The 24991-nt window shown below is 61.9% G+C and carries 22 protein-coding genes; 3 read left to right on the top strand and 19 right to left on the bottom strand.

Features of this window, described 5'->3' with window-relative positions:
- Positions 1-25: 25 nt before the first annotated feature.
- The gene (locus MHJ63_RS04450) at positions 26-2128 is read right to left on the bottom strand and encodes an ATP-dependent DNA helicase (protein WP_070507831.1); all 2103 of its coding nucleotides are present in this window, start codon (positions 2126-2128) and stop codon (positions 26-28) included.
- Entirely contained in the window at positions 2125-3942 is a 1818-nt protein-coding gene (gene hflX / locus MHJ63_RS04455; RefSeq protein WP_239446269.1) for a GTPase HflX, read from the bottom strand. Before hflX ends, MHJ63_RS04450 begins: the two co-directional genes overlap by 4 nt.
- 177 nt (positions 3943-4119) lie before the next feature.
- Between hflX and MHJ63_RS04460 the strand changes: the two genes are divergently transcribed.
- Positions 4120-4728 (top strand): class I SAM-dependent methyltransferase, encoded by a 609-nt coding sequence (locus MHJ63_RS04460; RefSeq protein ID WP_239446270.1) that lies wholly within the window; start codon positions 4120-4122, stop codon positions 4726-4728.
- A gap of 61 nt (positions 4729-4789) precedes the next feature.
- Here MHJ63_RS04460 and MHJ63_RS04465 read toward each other — a convergent pair whose 3' ends face one another.
- From MHJ63_RS04465 to miaB, 3 genes are read right to left on the bottom strand one after another with little or no spacing between them, the layout of a single operon-like run.
- Positions 4790-5761 (bottom strand): hypothetical protein, encoded by a 972-nt coding sequence (locus MHJ63_RS04465; protein ID WP_239446272.1) that lies wholly within the window; start codon positions 5759-5761, stop codon positions 4790-4792.
- Positions 5762-5801: 40 nt separating this feature from the next.
- Positions 5802-6716 carry a tRNA (adenosine(37)-N6)-dimethylallyltransferase MiaA gene (miaA, locus tag MHJ63_RS04470; RefSeq protein ID WP_239446273.1) on the bottom strand — a complete coding sequence of 305 codons (915 nt, stop codon included), beginning with the start codon at positions 6714-6716 and terminating at the stop codon, positions 5802-5804.
- 14 nt (positions 6717-6730) lie between these two features.
- Entirely contained in the window at positions 6731-8260 is a 1530-nt protein-coding gene (gene miaB, locus MHJ63_RS04475) for a tRNA (N6-isopentenyl adenosine(37)-C2)-methylthiotransferase MiaB (RefSeq protein WP_239446274.1), read from the bottom strand.
- A 150-nt stretch (positions 8261-8410) separates the two neighbouring features.
- Here miaB and MHJ63_RS04480 point away from each other — a divergent pair, with 150 nt between their 5' ends.
- Positions 8411-8608 (top strand): FBP domain-containing protein, encoded by a 198-nt coding sequence (locus tag MHJ63_RS04480; RefSeq protein ID WP_070490726.1) that lies wholly within the window; start codon positions 8411-8413, stop codon positions 8606-8608.
- Positions 8609-8667: 59 nt separating this feature from the next.
- Here the strand turns inward: MHJ63_RS04480 and MHJ63_RS04485 are convergent, their stop codons facing one another.
- Together MHJ63_RS04485 and recA are read right to left on the bottom strand one after the other, a co-directional pair.
- Positions 8668-9756, bottom strand: a complete 1089-nt coding sequence (locus tag MHJ63_RS04485; RefSeq protein WP_239446275.1) for a regulatory protein RecX — start codon at positions 9754-9756, stop codon at positions 8668-8670.
- Positions 9753-10796 (bottom strand): recombinase RecA, encoded by a 1044-nt coding sequence (recA, locus tag MHJ63_RS04490; protein ID WP_035756975.1) that lies wholly within the window; start codon positions 10794-10796, stop codon positions 9753-9755. The genes MHJ63_RS04485 and recA overlap by 4 nt, the downstream gene beginning before the upstream one ends.
- A gap of 288 nt (positions 10797-11084) precedes the next feature.
- On the opposite strand from recA, the gene MHJ63_RS04495 reads away from it, so the two are divergent.
- On the top strand, positions 11085-11321 hold the full coding sequence (locus tag MHJ63_RS04495; protein WP_239446276.1) for a DUF3046 domain-containing protein: 237 nt from the start codon (positions 11085-11087) through the stop codon (positions 11319-11321).
- Positions 11322-11475: 154 nt separating this feature from the next.
- Here MHJ63_RS04495 and MHJ63_RS04500 read toward each other — a convergent pair whose 3' ends face one another.
- The 12 genes from MHJ63_RS04500 to MHJ63_RS04555 form a co-directional block, all read right to left on the bottom strand.
- Positions 11476-11916 carry a helix-turn-helix domain-containing protein gene (locus tag MHJ63_RS04500; RefSeq protein ID WP_070507820.1) on the bottom strand — a complete coding sequence of 147 codons (441 nt, stop codon included), beginning with the start codon at positions 11914-11916 and terminating at the stop codon, positions 11476-11478.
- Positions 11917-12095: 179 nt separating this feature from the next.
- Positions 12096-12587: a CinA family protein gene (locus MHJ63_RS04505; RefSeq protein WP_239446277.1), complete on the bottom strand. Its 492-nt coding sequence runs from the start codon at positions 12585-12587 to the stop codon at positions 12096-12098.
- Positions 12588-12629: 42 nt separating this feature from the next.
- Complete coding sequence (gene pgsA / locus MHJ63_RS04510) at positions 12630-13238, bottom strand: CDP-diacylglycerol--glycerol-3-phosphate 3-phosphatidyltransferase (RefSeq protein WP_239446278.1); 609 nt, start codon at positions 13236-13238, stop codon at positions 12630-12632.
- Complete coding sequence (locus MHJ63_RS04515; RefSeq protein ID WP_239446279.1) at positions 13217-16225, bottom strand: FtsK/SpoIIIE family DNA translocase; 3009 nt, start codon at positions 16223-16225, stop codon at positions 13217-13219. The genes pgsA and MHJ63_RS04515 overlap by 22 nt, the downstream gene beginning before the upstream one ends.
- 67 nt (positions 16226-16292) lie before the next feature.
- Entirely contained in the window at positions 16293-18002 is a 1710-nt protein-coding gene (locus MHJ63_RS04520; RefSeq protein WP_239446280.1) for a ribonuclease J, read from the bottom strand.
- 17 nt (positions 18003-18019) lie between these two features.
- Entirely contained in the window at positions 18020-18922 is a 903-nt protein-coding gene (gene dapA / locus MHJ63_RS04525; RefSeq protein ID WP_070490721.1) for a 4-hydroxy-tetrahydrodipicolinate synthase, read from the bottom strand.
- 10 nt (positions 18923-18932) lie between these two features.
- Positions 18933-19391, bottom strand: a complete 459-nt coding sequence (locus tag MHJ63_RS04530; RefSeq protein ID WP_035756957.1) for a hypothetical protein — start codon at positions 19389-19391, stop codon at positions 18933-18935.
- Between the two features lie 21 nt (positions 19392-19412).
- A complete protein-coding gene (dapB, locus tag MHJ63_RS04535) occupies positions 19413-20186 on the bottom strand; it encodes a 4-hydroxy-tetrahydrodipicolinate reductase (protein ID WP_256276263.1) in 774 nt (257 codons plus the stop codon).
- 65 nt (positions 20187-20251) lie between these two features.
- A complete protein-coding gene (locus MHJ63_RS04540; protein ID WP_332253787.1) occupies positions 20252-20746 on the bottom strand; it encodes an S-ribosylhomocysteine lyase in 495 nt (164 codons plus the stop codon).
- A 67-nt stretch (positions 20747-20813) separates the two neighbouring features.
- A complete protein-coding gene (locus MHJ63_RS04545) occupies positions 20814-22280 on the bottom strand; it encodes a M16 family metallopeptidase (protein ID WP_084590481.1) in 1467 nt (488 codons plus the stop codon).
- 127 nt (positions 22281-22407) lie between these two features.
- Positions 22408-24096: a thiamine pyrophosphate-binding protein gene (locus MHJ63_RS04550; protein ID WP_070507810.1), complete on the bottom strand. Its 1689-nt coding sequence runs from the start codon at positions 24094-24096 to the stop codon at positions 22408-22410.
- 106 nt (positions 24097-24202) lie between these two features.
- Positions 24203-24988, bottom strand: a complete 786-nt coding sequence (locus MHJ63_RS04555) for a cyclase family protein (RefSeq protein WP_239446281.1) — start codon at positions 24986-24988, stop codon at positions 24203-24205.
- Positions 24989-24991: the final 3 nt, after the last annotated feature.

Consider the following 24991-nt stretch of genomic DNA (forward strand, 5'->3'; position numbering starts at 1 on the left):
CCGCGCCATCTTCGTTACTGCCGCGTTACTTATTGGCTTCGCGCAGGCGTCCCAAAGCGCCGAGAACTGTATTCCGGTCAGTTGTGGTCCACAACGGTGGTAGCGCGCTGCGAAGATATGCACCATAGCGGCGGGTAGCCATCCGAGAATCCAGAATCGCGGCCACTCCCCTGTCCTCTGTGGAACGGATCAGACGGCCCACACCCTGCGCCAAACGGATCGCCGCGTGATGCGCCGAAACAGACATGAACCCATTCCCGCCGTGCTCATTCACGTCACGGGTCCTCGCGGTCATCAAAGGATCATCCGGGCGCGGGAACGGAATCCGATCAATCACCACCAAACGGCAATGCCGCCCCGGTACATCCACGCCCTGCCACAGCGTCATCGTCCCAAACAGACAGGTCTGCTCATCAGCTGAGAACTCCCGCACCAGCTCCGTCATTGACGCCTCGCCCTGCACCAAAATCGGCACATCCAGACGTTCACGGCACGCAGCGGCGGCGTCCTCAGCGGCTCGGCGTGAAGAAAACAGCGCCAACGCCGCACCGCCAGAGGCCTTGATCAAGTCCCCAAGCTCATCGATAGCTGCTTCAGAGACTCCGCGGCCTGGCGGCGGGAGATGCTGAGCCACATACAGCACGCCCTGCTTCTCGTATTCGAACGGCGAACCAACATCAACCGAATCCCACTTAGGAGCCTCCGGCCCCATCAACCCTAAACCGCCAGCAACCGGCTCGAAGGCTTCACCCACAGCAAGCGTGGCCGAGGTCAAAACCACGGTCCGGTCCGCGAACAAGCCATCCCGCATCTGCATCGCAACAGACAACGGGGCAACCATCAAAGACGCCGGTTCAGAATCATCCGGAACCACATAGCCGCGCCCCGGCTCGAAGCTGCCGGGCCGGGCCGCCCACACAACCTCGTCGCCCTGACCAGCGTTCAACAAACGTTCAGCCAGCTCAACAACCTGAGCCACCGCGGAACGCGCGGACTGCCAGGCGCCATCCGGAGCCGCATCGCCAGCCTCGCGTTTGGAATCCGCCATCACGACCTTCGCTGATTCGAAAACCTGCATCACAGCGGCACGTTGAGCCTCGGTCAATCCGCGCGGCTGAAGACCTGTCGGGATGTTCGTGACAGACTTCTCAAAAGCCTTAGCGGCATCAGATAACGCCTTCGACGCAACCTTGAGGTGCTTCTTAGCTCCCTGCGCCGCGTGCGTGATCGCGGTGTGGGTGAGCGGGCGCGTGTACGTGTTCGTGACCCGGTCCTGCAGCTCGTGGGCCTCATCCACAATCACAACGTCAAAATCCGGTAAAACCGGTAGCTGCTCAAACGCAGAAAAAGCGAGCATCGCGTGGTTAGTGACCACCACATCGGACTCAGCGGCCAGCGCACGGGCACGCTCCGTGAAACATTCCTCCGCCATAGGACAATGCTGGGTACCCAGACATTCAAGCGAGGACACCGAAGCCTGCCGCCACGCCCTATCCGAAACCGAAGGGATCAGCTCATCCCGGTCCCCTGTCTCGCTCTCTTCAGCCCACTTCCGGATGCGCATGATTTCCTGGCCCAAAGGCGAAGTCGGGCCGTCCTCGGCCGCATTCGGGTCTGCCAGGGACGCATCGAAAAGCGAGCCCGCGTCCTCATCCTCCGGATACCCGCCAGAGAGCTTATATTTGCAGGCATAGTTGTTCCGCCCCTTGAGCAGGGTGACGTCCACCGGCCGCGGAAGTTCATCTTCCAGAGCCTTCAGAAGCCGCGGAACATCGCGCCCCACAACCTGGGACTGCAACGCCAACGTCGCCGTAGCCACCACCACAGGTTTATCCGCCTCGATCGCGTGCCGGATCGCAGGAATCAAGTACGCCATCGACTTACCCGTGCCGGTCCCGGCCTGCACCAGCAGGTGCGTACCCGTGGACAGAGCGTGCGCAACCGCATGCGCCATCTCATGCTGACCATCGCGGCGCTGCCCACCCATCTTGTCCACCGCCGTGGTCAGCAGACGCTCAACCTCTTCAACGGCGGGCTCACCCGACTCAGTTGAAGCCTCCGATGCGACATCCGTTTCAGATGCAGCGGTGCTTTCTCGCTCGGACCCAGCCGAAACGTCCTGGCTCATTCGTTCGCCTCTTCGGTTGCCTCGGCCTGGGCTTCATCGGCCGTGTGGGCTTGCGCATCGTTAGTCCGCGCGTACGGTGCAAGCGCATCAGCGAGATCGGGGCGGACTAGCGCGTGGATCCGTGTCCCGTCTTCGACGTGTTCAAGCTCGAGCAGCTCGGCGTCCTGACCGTGCAGGCGCGCCACCAGGTCGCCTTCGGTGTATGGGATCAAGGCGCGCACTTCGGTGTGCGGGCGCGGGATAGTGCGCGAGATCTTTTCTTTGAGCTCGTCGATGCCCTGGCCCGTGCGGGCAGAGACCACAACGTGGTCAGGATGGTTGCGGCGCAACTGAGCCAGCGTATGCGCGTCAGCGAGGTCCGCCTTGTTCAGCACGATGAGCTCAGGGCAGTCCGCCTCAATGTCCGCGAGCACCTCGTGCACCGCTTGGATCTGCGATATCGGGTCCGGGTGGGAGGCATCGACCACGTGAAGCAGCACGTCGGCATCCGCGGCTTCTTCCAAGGTTGAACGGAACGCCTCCACAAGGTGGGTTGGCAGGTTGCGCACGAAACCGACCGTGTCTGTGAGGGTGTAGCCGATGCCGTCAGGGGTCTGCGCTGAACGCACAGTCGGGTCCAGGGTAGCGAACAGAGCGTTCTCCACCAGGACCCCGGCGTCGGTGAGCCGGTTGAGTAGCGAGGACTTGCCGGCGTTGGTGTACCCGACGATGGCCACAGACGGCACCGAGTGACGCTTACGGTTGGCGCGCTTGGCTTCGCGTGCCGGCTTCATCGCTTTGATCTCGCGGCGCAGCTTGGCCATGCGGTTGCGAATGCGGCGGCGATCCAGCTCGATCTTCGTTTCACCCGGGCCACGCGAACCAATCCCGGCACCACCGGCGACCTGGCCGCCGGCCTGCCGCGACATCGATTCACCCCAGCCGCGAAGCCGCGGCAAGAGGTATTCGAGCTGAGCCAACTCGACTTGGGCTTTACCTTCGCGGGACTTAGCGTGCTGGGCGAAAATATCCAGGATCAGAGCGGTACGGTCGATGACCTTGACCTTGATGACGTCTTCGAGGCCACGGCGTTGAGAGGGCGCGAGCTCGCTGTCCACGATCACGGTGTCCGCGCCGACCTCCGTCACAATGTCACGCAACTCGGTTGCCTTACCCGAACCGAAATACGTTCCCGGGTCTGGCTTCACGCGGCGCTGGATCACGCCGTCTAGGACCTCCGAGCCAGCGGTTTCGGCGAGCGCCGCGAGCTCACGGAGCGAGTTTTCAGCTTGTTCCGCGGTGCCGTCTGACCACAGACCGGCCAACACGACGCGCTCGAGGCGAAGCTGACGGTATTCGACCTCGGAAATGTCTTCAAGTTCTGTCGAGAGGCCCTGGACGCGGCGAGTAGCGCGGCGTTCCTCAAGGTCTTGCTGCAGACCATCGAAACGCGAATGTTCAGCCTGGCCTGTATCGAGTGCTTGAGCCTGACCGAACTGCAAGAAAGAGCCACGTTGCCGAGGTCCACCCGGCTCCCCTGCTTCATCCTCCGCGTGTTCATCCGCCGCGTGGTTCCCTGCGCCTTCCTCAGTGTGGAGCGCTTCAGTCCCTGCTGGTGCAGCGTTGCTTTTCTCGGCATCGCGACGCCCCGCAAGAATCTCACGTTCACGGTCAGCGGCGAGGATCCGCTGGATCGTCGCTTGGATCTCGCGTTCGTGCTCCAGTGTGCTCTTGTGCGGAGTTCCCTCGCGTGAAGGTTGATCCTGTGAAAGTTGAGCCTTTGAAGGCCGCTGCTGTGAAGGCGGGTGGGGGTCGGTGTTGCGGTGCTCGGTCATGGTCTCCTGACATTGCGTGGTCCCGCGGCCTGCGGGCTCCCCACCATTCTAAGCTGTAGCGGGCTCAGCTAGACCGTAGCGCCGGTATCGTCGCGACCCTGCCGTAGCGCCAGTACCATAGCGACCGTGCCGCAGCGACCCAGCTGCGGCCCTGTGCCTCGGTTAGGCTTGTGTTCCATGGCCGAGCATTACTTCACAGCGGAACCGGTGACTCCCGAGACACGCAAGCCCATCACGGTTTCTCTGGCTGACCGCGAGCTTGACGTTCATACCGCTTCGGGCATTTTCAGCCCCGCCGGTGTGGATAAGGGAACCCAGATTTTATTGGATGAAGCTCCTAGCCCGCGGGCCCACGGAACGATGCTCGACATCGGGTGCGGTTGGGGACCCATCTTGCTCACGCTCGCGCTGACTTCTCCACAGGCGGAGGTGTGGGGTGTCGATGTCAACGAACGCGCGATGGATCTGGCTCGCCTCAACGCGGCCGATGCCGGCGCTCGTAACGTCACGGTGTGCACACCGGAGGCTGTGCCGGCCGATGTAAGTTTCGACCTCATCTGGTCCAACCCACCGATCCGCGTGGGTAAGCAGGTCCTCCACGAGATCCTCATGACGTGGCTTCCGCGCCTCAACCCGGGCGGCGAGGCGTATCTTGTGGTCCAGAAAAACCTAGGCTCAGATTCCCTACAGAAGTGGCTTGCCGAAAACCTGCCTGAAGAGTGGAGCGTTGAACGCTACGCGAGAAAGAAAGAGTTCCGGATTCTGCGCGTGGCCCGCCCGGCTTGAACCGCGAGCTCAGCTGTATAGTTCCAGCTCAGATGAATGAGGCTAACGCAGCTGAATGGGGCTAGCGCAGCTGAATCGTCGCGATGACGCGCGCAGGCCCCGTTGCCTGCGCTGTTCCAGAAGCGTTCGATGCGGACCCCGGCTCAAGCCGGACCCCCACGAGCGCTGATGGCTGGTTCACCGCCCAGCCTTCCGCGATGTCCCTACCGGAGCCTGCCCAGTACTGGAACGCAACCGATCCCGCGACCGCAGCAGCCACACTCGAACCGAATTCGCGCGAAAGCCGCCGCCCTGCCGTACTGATGTTGTCAGTGTCGCCGCTGTTGCCTGCCAACGCATCGTGCGCATGATAGAAACGCATCGATACGGCCGCGATACCGCGATCGACCAGCGGATCATGCGGAACCACAAAGCTCGTCGACGAACGCTCAAGCACCTCGGAATCCAGCTGCGGGCCGCGCTCATCCAAACGTAGCCGGTCAAGCTCGGACACATCCGCGAGCGCAACCACAGAAACCGGCGCGCCAACGGTCATCGTGAGGCACGGACGGGCCACCGGTACACCCTCAGCCTGGACCGTGCCGTCACTGGCTTTTGCTTGGGCCTGCTGCGGGAACGCGAACGACCACCGCACCCCAGCGACCTTATAGTTACCCCGCGAACGCGAGACCACGTATGCCTCACCCGAACCGAATTCGAGCCGCGTGCCCGCGCCCAACTGACCAGCCTCATCGAGGTAGGCGGCCACCGCTAGTGCCGCATCGGGCTCTAGCTCAGGAACCGGGGCCCCTGATGCCCCCGTCAGAACGCAGTGCCATGCGCCAGTATTAGCTCCTACGCTGTCCCCTTGTTGAGACACCGTGATCACGCCTGCCGCACCGAGCCCAGCGGAGCCGTCGCACAGCCACTGGGCTTCGGCTTCGCTCACGGTCGCTGCCGTGCTGATCAGAAACGGGACAGCGCCCGCGGTGACGCGGGCAAAACTCGCACCGGCAAGGCTCACCGGGACGTCATTCGAGAGCGGATCGACCATGACCCCAGCCTACCGAGAGTCGTCCCGCGTCCGCGGGAACCTAGAGAGCCTCCGGGATGGCTTCGGCAACGAATGCCCGGGCGATCTCGCGCGCGCCGGCGCCGGCATCGTAATGCTTGACACGCGGATCAGCACGGAACCATGTTCTCTGCCGCTTGGCGAACTGCCGCGTGGCGATGTGGGTGCTCTCGATCGCTTCGTCCTGGCTCATCTGACCATCGAGCACGGCGAGCGCTTGTTTATACCCAATAGCCGCCGATGCGGTCCGGCCTTCCCGCAGGCCGTGCGTGATGAGCTCGCGGACCTCATCCAGCAAGCCTGCTTGATACATCCGGTGGACCCGCTGCAAGAGGGCCTCGTTGAGGACAGCCGGGTCAAGGTCAAGCCCCACCTGGACGGCGGGCTGGTGATAGATGCGTTGCGGCATGAACGAGGTGAATGTGCGGCCGCTGATGCGGTGGACCTCAAGCGCGCGGATCATGCGGCGCACGTCAGTGATTTTCTCAGCGCTCGCCGGATCGACTGCACGCAGAGCCTCGCGGACCTCCTCGGCGCTACGCGCATCAGCCCACTCCTCGATTTCGGCGCGGACCTCCGGATCGGTGGGCGGGAACTCGATCTCATCTAAAACCGCGCGCACATACAGCCCAGAACCACCTACCAGCACAGCGGTCCTCCCGCGCGCCTGGATCTCAGCGATCGCATCGCGGGCTTGCTGTTGGAACACCGCAACCGAGGCTTCCTCAGTCACGTCCATGATGTCGAGCAGATGGTGTTCGATCCCCTGCCGCTGCGCAACAGGAAGCTTGGCTGTACCGATGTCCATGCCGCGATAGAACTGCAGCGCATCCGTGTTGACCACTTCTCCATCGAGCATGTGGCACAGCTCGAGGGCGAGCTCGGATTTACCGGTGCCGGTCGGTCCGACCACCGCGATCACAGGGTTCGGGTTCACTGTAGTGCGGTTGTCTACGCTTGCGGGCGCAGGCTCGGCATGCCGAGCGAAACACCCTTGCCTCTCGCGCTACCGCCTGGCGAGCACGAATCTGCTTGTGCGCGCTCCCACGCGTCCCCGGAGCGGGTGCGGCGGACACTGTACTGCTCCAGGGTTGGGTCAGCGAGCAAGTGGAAGGATCCAGCGTGAGTGATCGGCACGGTCACGGCATCGCCTGGGCGAGGGGTTTGACCGCCTTCCGGAACAGAGAAGTGCACGAGCCGCTGGTCTTGGGCGCGGCCCGCGAGCCTGCCCGTCTCTTCGGCTTTGCGGCCCTTTTCGTCAGCGACAATCAGCTCAACCGTGGTGCCGAGCAGCTTCTGATTTTCTTCGGCAGAAATACGGTCCTGGAGTGCAACGAGGCGCTCGAAGCGTTCCTGCACCACGTCTTTAGGGACCTGGTTTTCGTATTCGGCCGCCGGGGTTCCCGGCCGCGGCGAATACTGGAACGTGAACGCCTGATGGAAACGGGACTGCTCGACAACCCGCATGGTCTCTTCGAAGTCATCGTCGGTTTCACCCGGGAAGCCTACGATGATGTCGGTGGTGATCGCCGCGTGCGGCATACGCTCACGCACCTTCTCCAGGATCCCGAGGAACTTCTTGGAACGATACGAGCGCCGCATATCCTTCAGGACCTTGTCCGAACCGGACTGCAACGGCATGTGAAGCTGCGGCATGACGTTCGGGGTTTCAGCCATCGCCTCAATCACATCGTCAGTGAACATCGCAGGGTGTGGCGAGGTGAAACGGACCCGTTCGAGGCCTTCGATCTCACCGCATGCCCGCAACAGTTTGGAGAACGCCTGGCGGTCACCGAATTCAACGCCGTAAGAGTTCACGTTCTGACCCAGCAGGGTCACCTCGATCGCGCCGTCATCAACCAGCGCCTGGACTTCAGCGAGGATCTCCCCCGGGCGGCGGTCCTTCTCTTTACCGCGCAAGGACGGCACGATGCAGAACGTGCACGTGTTGTTACATCCCACCGAGATCGAAACCCAGCCCGCGGAATGAGACTCCCGCTTAGCCGGCAGAGTGGATGGGAAAACCTCGAGCGCTTCAAGGATCTCAACCTGGGCTTCTTTGTTATGGCGTGCCCGCTCGAGCAGCACCGGCAAGGAGCCGACGTTGTGGGTTCCGAACACCACATCGACCCACGGGGCACGCTTGACGATGGTGTCACGGTCCTTCTGTGCAAGACACCCGCCCACCGCGATCTGCAGATCAGGGTTCTCATCTTTCGCGGCCTTGAGCATACCGAGGTGGCCATAGAGCTTATTATCCGCGTTTTCACGTACCGCGCACGTGTTAAACACAACGACGTCGGCATCACCCTCATCTGTGCCGGGCTCAACCGGAACCATGCCTGCGGTTTCAAGCAGGCCCGCGATCCGTTCGGAATCGTGGACGTTCATCTGGCACCCGAACGTGTTGACCTGGTAGGTCCGCGCCGTGTGTTGCGCACCGTCAGTGTGGTGTTCGGTTGCTGAGTTTGAAGCAGTCATTGGGGTTGAAGTCACCCGTCTAGTCTAACGAGCGGGGCACGTAACATGGTGAGTCGGTAACCGTGGGCTGTTTCGGTACCTGTGGCTGTTGAAAAGGAGGAACGTCTGTGCAGGCTGTGAGTGCGGAAGCGTTGGCTGGTTGTTTTGTGAATGCGACGCGCCGGGGATGCTGGCCGTTCCGGTAACTCGGTTGCGACCCTGATCCACGAGGACTTCCATTGTAACGAGTACGCGCGGCGGCTACCGACCCCGATGGTGGGCGCACTCGACCCTGAACTGTTCAGGCCCCAGCGAGTTGAGGCCCTACAGCAACGGTGCATTGGTTTCATGCGCCGAATCATCGGCTAACACCCTGGTGCAGATTGGCGCGCTGCGGCTGGTTCGGTGGTTGCTGCGAATGGGCCCTTCTAGCCGCGTTCGCCGCTGTCGTGGCGTTGCATCGCGGCACGGGTCGCAGCCATGCACATGCCGGGCGCGTAGCCTTTCCGCTGGAGGTGGCTCACGATGCGGCGCATGACTTTCTCGCGTTCCTTACGGTCTGGCCCGTAGCGGTCTGGCGGGAGGTCGCTGTGTCCCAGGCGTTTGAGTGCAAGCTGTTCTGCTTGGGCTCGAAGGTCGTCACCGTCGAGCTGTTCAAGGGCCGCGGCGATGTGTTCTTCGCCGATCCCCTTGCGCCGCAGCTCTTGGGATAGGCGTGCTGATGCGTAACCTTTCGACCTGTTGCGGGATTCAACCCACGCGTGCGCGAACGCTTCATCATCGATCAGGCCGACTTCCTCGAAACGGTCCATGACGTGTGCGATGGCGTCATCTGGAAGCTCCTTGCGCCGGAGGTTCTCTTCGATTTCATACCGTGAACGAGCCCGTGTTGAAAGCAAGCGCAACGCCGTCTCCCGGCACAGGCGTTCAGCCTGCTCGCTGGTCAATTCTTCGGCTGGTTCAGAGGTTTCCTCGTTGCTAGGGGCCTCGCCACCGGGTGCGTTGAGAGTCTCCCCTGCTTCGATGAGCTCGAGCACGTCATCCGGCAGGTCACCGAGCATCCACTCTGGAACCTCGGCGTCCGTGTTGAGCCATTCCGGCACCGGAGCCTCGGCCGCTCCCGCGTTGATGTTCGCAGCTGCCCCGTTGGCGTATTTGGCGCTTGGCTCGTCTTCGTCGGTCTGTGTTCGGCCGAATGCGGGTGCCGAGCCGCCGGTCAGTGGCTGGTGTTCGCGTTCGCGGCGCTGTTCACGCAACGCTTTGAGTTGCCGTTGCAGCTGCTGGATCGACGCCGGCTTAGCTTTGCACTTCTTTGAGCGGGCGGATTTCCCCAACGTCGAGCGGTTGTCCGAGCGAGTGGGCTTGGCCTCCGCTCCATTCTCTGCGGGTTGGCTGAGTGAGCTTGCCGGCACCAGGCCCAAAAGGTTTTGGAGGCGCTGGCGCTCGGCAAGCTTTTCGTCACTCAGTCCGGCAGGATTCTCTCCTGAGCTCCCGGACGTATCCGGGGTACGGCTCATGCCTTAGGAACGGCCTTCAGGTTGGCTTCGTTCTCAGCTTCCGGATCCTCATCAATGCCCAGCTTGATGCGGATCTGACGTTCCAGCTCATCAGCTAGATCCGGGTTGTCCTTCAAGAAGCGGCGAGCGTTCTCTTTACCCTGACCCAGCTGATCGCCGTCATAGGTGTACCAGGCACCGGACTTCTTGACCAGGCTGTTCTCGACACCCATGTCCAGCAGGCCACCCTCACGGGAAATACCTTCACCATAGAGGATGTCAAACTCCGCCTGCTTGAACGGCGGAGCCATCTTGTTCTTCACGATCTTGGCACGTGTGCGGTTACCCACCGGGTTAGCGCCGTCCTTGAGGGTTTCGATGCGGCGGACATCAACACGGACCGAAGCATAGAACTTCAGCGCTTTACCACCCGTGGTGGTTTCTGGGGAACCGAAGAAGACACCGATCTTTTCACGCAGCTGGTTAATGAAGATCGCGGTCGTCTTGGTCTGAGCGAGGCGGCCGGTGATCTTACGCAGCGCCTGGGACATCAAGCGTGCCTGCAAACCAACGTGGGAGTCACCCATCTCGCCTTCGATTTCCGCACGCGGAACAAGTGCCGCAACCGAGTCGATCACCACGATGTCGATCGTGCCTGAGGAGACGAGCATGTCCATGATCTCCAGGGCCTGCTCACCCGTGTCCGGTTGTGCAACCAGGAGAGCGTCCGTGTCCACACCGATCTTGGCGGCGTACACCGGGTCAAGTGCGTGCTCCGCGTCAATGAACGCGGCGATCCCGCCGTTGCGCTGCGCGTTAGCAACCGCGTGAAGCGCGACAGTGGTTTTACCGGAGGATTCCGGGCCGTAGATCTCCACGACGCGGCCGCGCGGCAAACCACCAATGCCAAGTGCGGCGTCGAGGGCGATCGAGCTGGTCGAGATCGTCTCAATCGGTGCCTTGGTCTCATCACCCAGGCGCATCACCGCGCCCTTACCGAACTGCCGGTCAATTTGGGCGAGAGCCTGATTCAGTGCTTTCTCGCGGTCCTGTGCTGCCATCTGAAGTCCTCTCGGATCTGTGTGTCACTGCCCGGGGCGGCCCGGGTAGCAACTGTGTGCTTGGGAAGCTCAATACTTGTGGTTAGGAAGCTAGTTATTCGTTGTGTAACTGTTTTTAGCCTAGGACGGGGGTCTGACAGTTTGTTCCTGACAGGCCCGCAATGTGCACAACTTCCGCCCATGTTCCGGCTGTGGATACCGTGAATAAGGATAACGGATTTCGAACACACATTCGAATACATCGAAGCGTGTCACTGACTCATGGCTTTCGCGTGAGAGGATCCTGGTATGCGTTTGAGCGATTTCCACCGGATGGTTACAGAAGAGTTCGGCGAGGCCGCCGGTGAGCACCTCATGCTCACGATGGCCCTGACCGAATGCGACGGTCTCACCGCCGCTGACGCCCTCGAGACCGGCTTCGAACCGAAGACCGTATGGCTTGCTCTGTGCCGCGCCAAGGATGTTCCCGAGTCCCGCTGGTTGGGGCGCGATCTCCCCTTACGCGACACGCCCTGGGACGGCTAAAAGTCGGAACGGCTAACAAGCCAGAAAAGCTAACACTGGAGTGGTCAGTTCCGAACAACCAACAAACAGGTGAGGGCGGATCCGCAATGGATCTGCCCTCACCCGTGAATGTAAGTAGTGCTTAGGCCGAGGCACCTTTAGGCAGAAGTAACCTTTAGGCAGAAGTAACGGTGCCGAAGTCTTCTGGCAGGGCGTCTGGAACGGACACGCCGCCGTGTTCGTAGAACTCTGCAGGGATAGTGTCTGGCACCGAGCTGCCGTCGATCAGGCCCTCCATGAGCGCGATGCGCTGCGTGACTTCACGCAATACAACGGCGAGCGGAACTTCAAGTGCGGCCGCGATCGATGCTAGAAGCTCACTCGAGGCTTCCTTCTGGCCGCGTTCTACCTCGGAGAGGTAACCGAGCGATACACGAGCCAAGTGGGATACTTCGCGGAGGGTACGGCCCTGCTGCTGGCGGATCTGGCGAAGAACCTCGCCAATCTCTTGTCGCAGGACAACGGGGCGGCGAACTGCCTCAGCCTTTTTGGAAGGGTTGTCTTCCACGCCCGCCCAGCGGGTAATTCCGTTTACGTGGGTGGGCTGTCGGTTCATTGAAATCTCGCTTCTCCTTGCGGTTTGCATATCTTCAGCCATCTGAACTGTTCTTGAACCGCTTGCGTGGTGTGCTTGCGTGAACTACTCGTGTGAACTGCTCGAAAGAAGATCGGACATTAAGCGTAACCAGGTTCAGACCCTGTTTGTTCCCAAACGGCCTAATCATCAGGAAGTTGTCAGGAAGCAGCGAGGATACGTTCACCTTGCGCCAGCACGGCATCCACGGTCGCGTTCCGTACCGCTGCGCGGTCCCCCTCCAGCTGCAACAGCTCATGCCCCTGAGCTTGAATCTCGGACCCGGCCTCGTTGAGAACCGCCCAACCGATATACACCGTCCCGGCCGCATGTCCTCCGTGGGGTTCAGGCCCTGCCACACCCGTGGTGGATACCCCGATGCGCGCCCCGCAGGCTCGTGCGGCACCGACCGCCATCTGCTCAGCGACCTCCGGGTGCACCGGGCCATGACGCTCCAAAAGGCCCGCATCCACACCCAAAACGTCGCGTTTGACACTCACCTGATAAGCGACCACCCCGCCCTGCAACACGGCGGAGGCACCCGGGACATCGGCGATGCGGCTGGCAACCAAACCAGCCGTCAGCGACTCCCCCGTAGCGATGCTCAGCCCGGCGCGCTCAAGCCCGCGCACCAGCGTTGTTGCGTCCCGCATCGTAGTCACCTTCCTCGCTGATCCACGCGCACGCTGTGACCACTACCGTTCACGGTTCTTATACAGCGCGGCGGCCTGGCGGACGTAGTCGATCGCGGACCACAGCGTCAATGCGGCGGCAATCAGCATGATCAGGAAACCGGCCCACCACACACCGTGCACAAAATGGGCGGTCGGCAACAGCAGGATGAACGTGCCCAGCATTTGCGCGACCGTCTTGATCTTCCCGCCCGGGCTCGCCGCGATCACACCGTATTTGATAACCCAGAACCGCATCACGGTCACACCGATCTCGCGCACCAGGATGATCGCGGTGATCCACCATGTGAGGTCCCCCAGCACACTCAAGCTGATGAGCGAAACCGCCATGAGCAGCTTGTCCGCGATCGGGTCGGCGATCTTACCGAAATCCGTCACGAGGTTCAGCCGGCGCGCAAGCGCACCGTCAAGCCAGTCGGTGAGGGTCGCGACCACGAACACCGCGACCGCCCACCAACGCCACGCGCCATAGTTCGCGGCATCCAGGATGATGAACACCACGAATACAGGGATCAGCAGAATCCGCATCCCGGTCAGGATGTTCGCGATGTTCCAGCTCGAAGCCTGCCCCGCGTGTGGGCCTGCCCCGGTTACCGGCCTGTCAGCGACCATGCGTCTTCGGACTCCTCGTCGTCATCGTCGTGCCACGTGTCCCCAGCGTATCCGCCGCCAGCACCGCCTGCACCTGCGCCCGCCCCTACGCTCGATGCGGTGTTCTCCCCCGCTTCCGCCGCTTGAGTTGGTGCATGGTTATAGGCGGCTTCATCGGCTAGCGCCTGTTGCTGGGCATCCGGGGTCTCCGGCGCCGGTGTTCCGTTGATCGCGGCAACAACCTGCGGAAGGTCCTCAGGTTTGACCAGCACATCGCGGGCCTTGGAGCCTTCGGATGGGCCGACCACGCCGCGGGACTCCATGAGGTCCATGAGCCTACCGGCCTTCGCGAACCCGATGCGCAACTTACGCTGCAGCATCGAGGTCGAACCGAACTGCGAGGTCACCACGAGCTCGACAGCGCGCAGCAAGTCTTCGAGGTCATCACCGATATCCGCGTCGATCTCACGCTTCTGGGTCTCCGGGACCACATCCTCGCGGTAGTGCGCGCTCAGCTGGCCCTTGACATGCTCAACGACCCTGTGGATCTCGGACTCTGTAACCCACGCGCCCTGGACACGAATCGGCTTGGACTTACCCATCGGCAAGAACAGAGCGTCACCCTGGCCCAGCAGCTTCTCTGCACCCGGCTGATCCAGCACCACACGGGAGTCGGTGACCGAGGAGGTAGCGAACGCCATACGCGAAGGCACGTTCGCCTTAATGAGGCCCGTGACAACATCCACCGACGGACGCTGAGTCGCCAACACGAGGTGGATACCCGCGGCACGAGCGAGCTGGGTGATACGCACAATCGAATCTTCAACATCGCGCGGGGCCACCATCATGAGGTCAGCGAGCTCATCGACAATCACCAACAGGTACGGATACGGCTTAATGACCCGCTTAGAACCGGCAGGCGGAGTCACCTTGCCTGCACGCACCGCCTTATTGAAGTCATCGACGTGTTTGAAACCGAAGTTCGCTAGATCGTCGTAACGGGTGTCCATCTCCTTCACAACCCACTGCAACGCCTCAGCAGCCTTCTTAGGGTTCGTGATGATCGGGGTGATCAGGTGCGGAACACCCTCATACGCGGTGAGCTCAACACGCTTAGGGTCAACCAGCACAAGCCGGACATCATCCGGGGTTGCCCGCATGAGCAAGGACACGATGAGCGAGTTGATGAACGAGGACTTACCAGCACCGGTGGCACCTGCCACGAGCATGTGAGGCATCTTCGCCATGTTCGCTACAACGAACCCGCCCTCAACATCCTTACCCACGCCCATGACCATCGGGTGATCAGTGCGGCGGGCCGCGTTGGAACGCAAAACATCGCCGAGGGATACGACTTCCTTATCCGTGTTCGGGATCTCAATACCGATCGCGGACTTACCCGGGATCGGCGAGAGGATGCGCACATCCGAGGAAGCCACGGCATAGGAGATGTTCTTCGACAGGTTCGTGACGCGCTCAACCTTGGTGCCCGGGGCGAGTTCAATCTCGTAGCGGGTCACAGTCGGGCCACGCGAGAAGCCCGTGACTTCAGCGTCAACCTTGAATTCGCGCAAGGTTTCCTGCAGCGCATGCACAACCTTGTCGTTGGCCTCAGACCGTTCCTTGGCCGGCGGGCCAGCCGGCAGGTATTCGCTCGGTGGCAGCGTGTACGCGACGTCCCCGGAGAGCTCGAGCTGTTCGGTGCGCTGCGGCAACGGCTCAGGCATGGGCCTCTCAGGCTGCGCAGTCGGTGCAACACCCGCACCTGCCGCTGGGGCACCGGTCATGTCGATGGCTTGCGTGCGCACGTCTGCATCGCCGCGGTTGATCACCGTGGTTGCGTCAGGATCAGCGTTCGCCGCATCGTGGTTCGCGGTGTTGTTCTCCTCGGAAGGGGTTCCTGCCCCACCGTGCTCCTCAACGTTATAGACACCGGCATCACGCATGAGCTTGGCGCGGCGCTTTTCATCCCGGGTAGGGCGACGCACGCCGGGAGGCGGGGTGATCGCCTCGGTCGCATCCGCCGAGCCGCCATTTGCCGCATCGGCTCCAGCGCCATCGGTTTCAGCGCCGTCGTGGATCACGGGGCTTTCGTAGGCCTCGCTCGAGTTTCCAGGCTCAAGTGCCTCCGCATCGGCCTCGGCGTCTTTCTTACGCCCAAACAAAGACCTGCGGGACTTCTTACTCTTTCCAGCCTGCTTATTCTTCTCTTTTTCGCGGCGTTCAGCATCGTAGAGATAGGACTGATCGTGGCCGTCGCGGTCCCCACTCACATCATGTTCAGGGTCTTCATGACCGATCATGAGCAGCCGGTAGAGGCCCACAATCCGTTCAGGGACCTTCTTCACCGGGGTTCCCGTGATGATCAGCAGCGATAAGATGCCCACGAGGCACAAAACGACGACCGCGCCGCCCTCGGTGAGTAGCGCCGCGAGCGGTTCACCAACGAACCAGCCGACCCATCCCCCGCCAGCCCACAACATCTCGAACGGGCCATCAAGCTCCGGGCGGCCCGTCGTAACGTGAGCGATACCAGCGCCAGTGATCAGCGCAAGCAAGAAGCCGATGCTGATGCGGCCGTTAACCGAGTGGTCAGTTGGGCGGCGGAACAACCGGATCGCGGAGATGAACAAAACCACCGGCAGGGCGACAGCCATGACGCCGAACAGCCCACCAACAGCGGCGTGGGTGTAGGTACCGAAAACAGGTACGGAACGCAGCCCCCACCATTCAACGAGCGCAACAATCAGCGCGAGAACCAGCCACGTGAGGGCTTTGCCGTCGCGCCGCGTCCCCGGCTCCAGTTGCACGGGTTCACCGAGCTGACGGACACCAGCGCCGATGATCCCGCCGAGGCTGGACCAGGCACGTTGGATGGCACGGAGCGGCGCGGGGATCTCACTGGATTCCGCGTTCAATTCCGTGGTTTCTTTGCTACCGGAGCGCTTGCTTCTGCTCTTTGAAGACGAGGAAGAACGCTGCGATCCGGGGGAAGTACGGGTCGCCATAGATTCCAGGATACGCCGCAGGCGCTACAAGAGAGGCAACCGACACCGTTACCGGCCTAAGCAGCGCCTATACTTCGACGACCACGGGCACGATCATCGGACGGCGGCGTAGCTTACGCCCAACCCAGGAACCGATCACACGCCGCACGACCTGCTGCAGCTGATGCTGGGTGTGATCCGGCTTATCCCGCATCGCTTCTTCCAGCGCGGATGCAATCTTCGGTTTGATGACCTCGAACGTTTTCGCGGTCTCAGCAACACCGCGGACCACGATGTCTGGGCCCTGGATGATCTTCTGGGTCTTACGGTCCACAACGCTGATGACGGAGACGAAGCCTTCCTTGGACAAGACCATGCGGTCCTTGAGGTCGTCTTCGGTGACCATGCCCACGTGCGTCCCGTCCACATATACGTAGCTGACATCAAGCTGACCCGTGATGCTTGGAACGCCATCGGTAATGTCAACGACCGTTCCGTTGTTCGCCAGCAACAGGTTCTCTACCGGGACACCCGTGGCGTGAGCGAGTTTCGCGTTAGCGAGCTGATGCTTCGGCTCGCCGTGGACTGGCATCACGTGGCGCGGCTGAACCACGTTGTAGACCGTCAGGAGTTCACCGGCGTAGGCGTGGCCGGATACGTGCACATTCGCGTTGCCTTTGTGGATCACGTTGATCCCGCGATACTGCAAGGCGTTCATGAGGCGGAAGACCGAAGTCTCGTTACCTGGGATCAAAGAGGACGCGAGGATCACGGTGTCCCCGGAGTCCAGTGAGATCTTGTGATCCCCGCTGGCCATGCGGGACAGCGCCGCCATCGGTTCGCCCTGGGAACCGGTGCACATCAGCACGATCTGGTGGTCCGGGATCTTATCCACGTTCTTGAAATCGACTAGCATCCCTTCGGGGATATCGAGGTATCCCAGCTTGGATGCGATCGTCATGTTCCGCACCATCGAACGCCCCACCAGGCACAGCTTGCGGCCGGCCTTCGCGGCGGCGTTGATAACCTGCTGGACGCGGTGCACGTGCGATGCGAAAGAGGCGACGATCACGCGCTGATCGGCTTTGGCGATCGCGTCGTCCAGGACGGGCTGGATGTTGCGTTCAGTCGGCGTGTGGCCCGGGACTTCCGCGTTGGTTGAATCAGGGACCATGAGGTCCACACCCTCTTCACCCCAACGTCCGAAGGCCCGCAGGTCAGTCACACGCCCATCGAGCGGCAACGGGTCCATCTTGAAGTCACCGGTCTGGAACACGTTACCGGCCTTGGTACGCACCAGCACCGCCATCGAATCCGGAATCGAGTGGTTCACGGCCGCGAACTCGACCTCGAAAGGCCCGAACTGCTCGACATCGCCCTCACGGATCTGCAACGTGAACGGTTTGATGCGGTGTTCCTGCAGCTTCGCTTCAACGAGTGCGAGCGTGAGCTGCGAAGCCACCAACGGGATGTCTTGCTTGAGGCGCAACAGGTACGGGACAGCACCGATGTGGTCTTCGTGGCCGTGAGTGATGACCACGGCGACCACGTCGTCGAGACGGTCCTCGATATGGGACATGTCAGGCAGGATCAGATCCACACCTGGCTGTTCTTCTTCCGGGAAGAGCACCCCACAGTCAACGATGAGTAGCTTGCCGTCCATTTCATAGACGGTCATGTTGCGACCCACTTCGCCAACCCCACCGAGTGGGTAGACGCGAAGTGTTCCGTTAGGTAGTTGAGGTGGTGCTGAGACCTTCCGGTCGACGTCGAACGCGATGGTCGGTGTGTCAGTCATCCTGTTGATAAGCCTTTCTATAGATGTAGACCGCCCTCCGCGAGGTCTGCGAGTACGGGGGCGAGCTCAGCATCCGTAGGCTCCACGAGTGGGAGGCGGACGTGAGCGCTCGGCAGGACACCCTGCCGCTGAAGAACTGTTTTCGATGCCACGGCTCCTTGGAGGTGGCTCATGATGCCACGCTGGAGCGGGTCGATGTCCGCGTGAGCTTTGCGTGCGGTCGCAAGATCACCGTTGGCGACCGCGTCGATCATGGTGCGGTATTGCGCAGCCGCGATGTGCGCGGTCACGGATACAAGCCCGATCGCGCCGATCGCCAGCAGAGGCAGTGTCAGCCCGTCTTCACCCGAGTAGATGTCAAGGTCGGTGCGGGCGATGACCTTGGTGGTCTCCATGAGGTCGCCCTTGGCGTCTTTGAGGGCCACGATGTTGGGGTGCTTGGCCAGCGCTACGATCGTTTCGGTCTCGATGGGTTTCACGGAGCGGCCTGGGATGTCATAGAGCATCACGGGTAGGTCTACCGCATCGGCGATGGCTTCGAAGTGGGCTTGGATGCCTGCCTGGGATGGCTTGTTGTAGTACGGGGTCACCAGCAGCAGCCCGTCAACGCCGACCTCTTTCGCCATGCGGGAGAGGTTGATCGAGTGGCGGGTGTCGTTGGTTCCGGTGCCCGCCACGACAGCGGCGCGGTCCCCGACTTCCTCGACGACTGCCTTGAACATTTCGACGTTCTCTTCGTCAGTCAATGTCGAGGTTTCGCCCGTGGTTCCGGTCACGACCAGCCCGTCACAGCCGTCGTCAACAAGCTTTCGGGCCAGGGCGCGCGCGGCGTCAAGGTCGAGCTCACCGGTGGCCTTGAAGGGCGTCACCATTGCGGTCAGCAGTGTTCCGAAGCGTGGACGATCAGTGTGAAGTGCCATGGTTCCCAGGTTACCTGTCTGTGCTGTTTCGGGCTTGTTTGCGAAGCGATATGGCGGTGCGCATGGATTCGCGGGCACGCCGGCGATCCCCCGCCGCATCGTATGCGAGCGCGAGCCGATGCCAGGACTGCCACCTCTCAGGATGTTCTTTGGCTTCTGCCGCGTATTTCTTGAAGTCTTCGTCTGCGGCTTCTTTAACGATGCGCCCCGACGGCATGCGCGGCAAGTCATCGCGTGGCAGTAGGCCTTGCTCTTCTAGTTCTTTGGCCATGGCCTCAGTCGTGGCGCCGAACGCGACCTCGCGTACAAGGATCCACACGCCGATGAGCGGGACCACGAGGATCGCGGCGCCCAGCGCGATCCCGATCGGCTCGCCGGTCTGCCACAACCTCACCACGGACCCGAAGAACGCGATGAGATAGATGATGTAGACGGCCAGGATGATGCCGGTGAAGATTTTCGCTTTCATAGTGTTGCGCTATACCTGCCTCTATGCGCCGAGGTCGAGGTAGCCTTCCAGCCCGTGGGTCAGCCCGGGCCGTTGCGCGACGGTGCGCAAGCCGAGCAGGACCCCAGACATGAAGGAGACACGGTCGAAAGAGTCGTGGCGGATCGTGAGCATCTCGCCTTCACCGCCCAGTAGCACCTCTTGATGAGCCACGAGGCCGCGTAGGCGCACCGCGTGGACGTGAACGTCGTCGACCACGGCCCCGCGCGCTCCGTGCGGGTCGGTTTCTGTTGCATCGGGGCTTGGTGCCCGTCCGGCTTCGGCACGCGCTTGGGCGATCATGCGGGCCGTGCGGTCCGCGGTGCCGGAGGGCGCATCGACCTTGTCGGGGTGATGCATCTCGATCACTTCAACCGATTCGAAATACGGTGCCGCTTGAGCGGCGAACTGTGCGGCAAGCACGGCACCGAGCGCGAAGTTAGGGGCGATCAAAACCCCAACCTCCGGCTGACCTTCAAGCTGGGTGCGGACTGCGGCGAGGCGGTCGGCATCCCAGCCGGTAGCGCCAACAACCGCGTGGATCCCGTGTTCGATAGCGAACGCGACGTTATCGGCAGTCGCTGATGGAACGGACAGATCCACCATGTGGGTCGCGTTCGCATCGAGCATCGCATCCAGCGAGTCCCCTCGCCCGATCTGTGCGACCACCTCCATATCCGGTGCGTTCCCGACGGCCTCAACGGCTTGGGATCCCATGCGCCCGCGGGCGCCGATCACGGCTACGCGGAGAGGCGAGGTGGTCTGCGTGTCAGTCACGATGTGCTGCTCCAAAGTGAGGTTTTAGCGTTCTGATGCGGTGCGGTATTCGAACTGTGCCGTTTCTAAACCGTGGCGCTGCGGTCGAATGGGTCGAGTGAGAAGTCATCGCGCAGGATGCGTTCTGCCCAGGCCTTCGCTGAGTGCAGCGAGTGGTCTTTGAAGTTACCGCACGAAACCTCGGTGGTGCCTGGGACGTCTTCCCATTCGACGGTGTCGCGGATCGCTTCAAGTGAGGACTTGAGCGCGCGGGCCACTTCTTCGATGCTGGGGGTGCCCCACGTGATGAGGTGGAAGCCGGTGCGGCATCCGAATGGAGAGCAGTCGATGATGCCATCCAACCGGGTGCGTAGCAGGCCCGCCAGGAGGTGTTCGATGGTGTGTAGGCCAGCGGTGTCGATCGCCTCGTGGTTGGGTTGTAGCAAACGCAGGTCGAAGTTGGAGATGACTCCGTTGCCTTCAGGACCGTGCTCTACCGCGATGAGACGTACATAGGGAGCCTTGACCGCGGTGTGGTCAAGCTCGAAGCTCTCGACGTTCGCCATGTTCTTTTCAGCCACGATTCCTCCTGACACGGTTGCCCGTGAAACCTAATTCTGCCGTTGTAAAGCGCAGTTGCCGTTAAGGTTACCGGGTGGCGGCGCCGCTAGCCCCAGTTACGTAATCAGGCTCAGTGACGTAACCGGGCTCAGTTAGATCACCGGCCTGGCCGATGAAAGCCTCGGGCGCGAGGATCACGGCGGTTCGCGGTTGCGCGGCTAGACGGGCGGCGAGCGCCTTGACCTCATCGACGGTTACAGCCCGCAGTTTCTCGAGTGTTTCTTCGAGGGTTACGTAGTGGCCGGTCATGAGTTCAGCTCCTGCCAGGCGTGACATGCGTGGCCCGTGGTCCTCGCCGGTCAAAACGGATTGGCCGGCGAGTGAGCCGACTGCCCAGTCGAGTTCGTCCTCGGTGATGCCGGCAGCTGCGATGAGATCGAACTGCTCCCCTAAGACCGTGAGCGTGGTTTCGGCGTCTTCGGGTGCGCATCCGGCATACAGTGAGAAGAACCCGGTGTCTGAATAGCCGGCGGTCATCGCGAAGGTTGAGTACGCGAGTCCGCGGCGTTCACGCACTTCCTGGAAGAGGCGTGAGGACATTCCCCCGCCTAGCACCGTGGAGAGGATCGAGAGCGCAAAGCGGTTCTCTGAATCCGATGGCAGGCCCGGAACGCCCAGGAACACTTGGGCTTGTTCGATGTCTTTATAGATGCGGAAAACACCGGACTGGGATCCCGGCATTGCCCGCAGCTCCTCAACAGGTTCAGGGATACCGTCGTGGGTTGCCAGCGCCTGCGCGTCCACTTCTACCCCGTACACGCCGGTGCGGCGCGGCATCGGAGTGCGTTCGGTCTCTAGATCCCAGCCACCGTCTTTGAGGGCCTGGGTAGCCAACCGAACCACCTCATCGTGCTCTACCGCGCCCGCCGCCGTGATCACGAGCGTTTCCGGGGAGTAATACTTGTTGTAGTGGTCACGGAACTCTGCAACCTTGAGTTCGCGGATCTCGGCACGCGTACCGCCGACGGGGCGGGCCAGTGGATGCTCCCCGAAGATGAGCCGAGAGAACTGCTCGTGGGCCATCGAGAGCGGGTCATCGGCATCCATCGCAAGCTCATCCAAGATGACCCCGCGCTCCCGTTCGGCTTCTTCGTGGTCCAGGAGGGGCTGGGTCACCATGTCAGAGATGACTTCGATCGCCATCGGCAGGTCCTCACCCAAAACGCGGGCGTGATAGCACGTGGTCTCCTTGGTGGTTGCGGCATTCGCTTCCCCACCCACGCGGTCAAAAGCCAAGGAAATATCGAAGGCCGAACGGGTCGGGGTGCCCTTGAACAACAGGTGTTCCAAGAAGTGTGTGGAACCGTATTGGCCTTCAGCCTCATCACGGGAACCCACGCCCACCCAGAAACCCACCGAAGCCGAAAGTGCCGCCGGCATGTGCTCCGTCAGAATCCGAACCCCTGAAGGCAAAACCGTGCGGCGAACCACCGAGCCGTCCTCATCCTGCCGAAGCGTCTGCTCAAGACGCTCAGGGGACGGGACCAACGGCAAATCTATCGGCACAACGAAATCCTTTCGCGCTAGGTTATATAGCTCAGCAAGCTATGCAACTCAGTAGGTTATACGACTCAGTGGGTTATGTGACTCAGTGGTTATACAGCACCGCGGCTGAGGTAGCTCAGTGGCCTTTGAAGGCTTCCGCGAGCCACCACGCCCCGGAGTCCGATGCGATCTTCGCGTCAATCACGAGCGGCGCTTGAGGATCGCTAGCGAGCCATTCGCGTACCGCCGCGAGGTCCTGGACCCTACGCACCGTAACCCCTTCGGCTCCGAAACCGCGGGCGATCGCCGCGATGTCGGTATCCGGGAACGTGACCGTGGACATGTCAGGTTCTGAACCGTCCGCGTTGAAGTGGTGGATCTCGGCTCCGTATGCGGCATCGTTATAGACGATGCACACGAGCGGAAGCCGCAACCGGACCGCTGTCTCAAGCTCCGCGATCGCCATATGGAATCCACCATCCCCGGTTCCCAGAACCGGCATCCGGTCCGGCCGGGCCAGCGCCGCGCCGATCGCGGTGCCCAGCCCCAGCCCGATCGCCTGGAAAGCCTGCGTGAAGCAGAACCCGTCAGCGTCCGGAACATCCAGAAACTGGCTCGGATACCCCATGAAGTTACCCGAATCGATGCTCACGATGCGTTCGGCAGGCAGGATCTTGTTGAGTTCGATGGTCAACGTACGTGGGTCGATGCGCGCTTGCGTTCCGGCGTCAGTGGACAAGTCGCTGTAGGGTTCGCTCGCCCACGAGCTGCGGGAAGCGATGAGTTCGCGGTTGGCTTGCGTCCGGTAGCCGGTGCGAGGTGCCGGGTGCTGTTCACGGATGTGCTCAAGCACATCGGCGGCGGTTTCGGCGGTGTCGCCGAGCACCCCGAGCGTAATGGGCCGGTTACGCCCCAGCGCGGCGTCTTCACAATCGACCTGCACCACCGCCGCATCCGGGCTGATCAGGGTTCCGTGCCGCATGGTCCACATGTTCATCGCGCACCCGAACCCCACAATGAGATCCGCGTTGCTGATGAGCTCGGCCGTCACAGGCGATGAGAATCCCCCGGAGATCCCGAGGTTGTAATCCTTGCCGTTGAAAAGCCCCTTCACAACCGCCGAGGTAGCCAACAGCGCACCCGTATGCTCCGCCAGTTGCGAGATCACACCACCTGCGTGCTTCGCGCCGCGCCCAGCAACGAACACAGGGCGCTGCGCCCGAATGATCAGCTCCGCGAGCGCGGCAACGCTCACCCGCGAAGGCCGCACAGGTTCCGCCCGATGTAGACGCTCAGCGGCTGGAACAGCGCGGGCCGGACCGGCTTGATCAGCGTACGCGGGCTGAACCTGAACATCCAACGGGAGGTTCAAAACCACCGTCCTGCGGTCGTTGACCGCCGTGCGATAGGCGCGCACCACATCGTCCACCACCGTCTCAGCAGAATGAAGCCGCTCCGAGACCGCATACACCGACTCCGCTAGCCCATCCTGATCCATCGCGAAGTTAGAGCTCACAGCGCTCGCCGCGGACTCACCGGTCAGAACGATCATCGGGGTGCGGGACTTCGCGGCCTCACCGATCCCGGTGGTCGCGTTCGTCAGCCCACAGCCCTGATGCACGCTCAGCACCGAAACCTTGCCCGAAACACGGGCATACGCGTCCGCCATGTTCGCCGCCCCGCCCTCGTGACGGGCCGCGGTGAACGGGACCCCGTGGGCTTTCAACGCGTTCGTGACCACGAAATTACCGCTACCCACCACACCGAAAGCGTGCCCCACACCCAACTGGGCCAGCAGGGCTGCGACCTGTTCAGCGACGTTCATAACCACTTCTTCAATCTTCCAATGCCTTAGCGACGGCACCCAACCTCAGTGACGGCAGGGCCGAGTTCGCACCGGAGGCGTTACTTCGCCGTGCTTGTTCTACTTCTCAGCGCCTGCTTTGCTTCTCAAGGAACGCGTAGACACGGCATGGGGAGCCGGTGCCGCCCACGATCGGTAGCGGGGCCACACAGATCATCGCACCATTTGTTGGTAGCTTCGCGAGGTTCTTCAACGACGTGATCCCGTATTTATCCGCACCCAGCAGATAGTAGTGCACCGGGAACGGTGGGTCCTGTTCCCCGCCGCGGCCGGCATCGATCCCGACCGTCTCAACGCCCATACCCGAAATCGGTAGCTCATCCGCCATGTAGCGGGCGCATTCGACCGTGAAGCCTGGGGTGTGGGAACCGGCCTCGTCCGCGTTCAGGAACGCTTCCTCGCTGTGGTCGTGCTGATCCCAGCCGGTGCGGAACAAAAGCCACGCTCCTTCCGAGAACGCGCCGTGACGTTCTTGCCACTGTTTCAGGTGTGAGACATCAACCAGGAAGTCCGGGTCAGCCTCAACCTCAGCGGTGAAATCCAAGACCACCGCCGGGCCAGTCAGCCGCGGCAGATCGATCTGGGATACGTCCTTACCCTCGCGGCCGCTGATCCAGTGGATCGGGGCATCCAAATGGGTTCCGATGTGCTCACCGGTACGGATGTTGTGGTGCTTCCAGAACGGGCCCGGCTCGTCATAGGCCGAGACCTGTTCGAGGCTGAAGTCATTCAGGTTCGGGAACGGGTCAGGCAACGTCAACGTCGGAGTCTCAGACGACAACGGCGCCGTAAGATCCACCATCTCTATCGAACCGGATGCCACCCCGGCCAAGAACGCCTCTACTGCAGACATCGC

The organism is Pseudoglutamicibacter albus, from assembly GCF_022346425.1.
GTDB classification, from domain to species: Bacteria; Actinomycetota; Actinomycetes; order Actinomycetales; family Micrococcaceae; genus Pseudoglutamicibacter; species Pseudoglutamicibacter albus.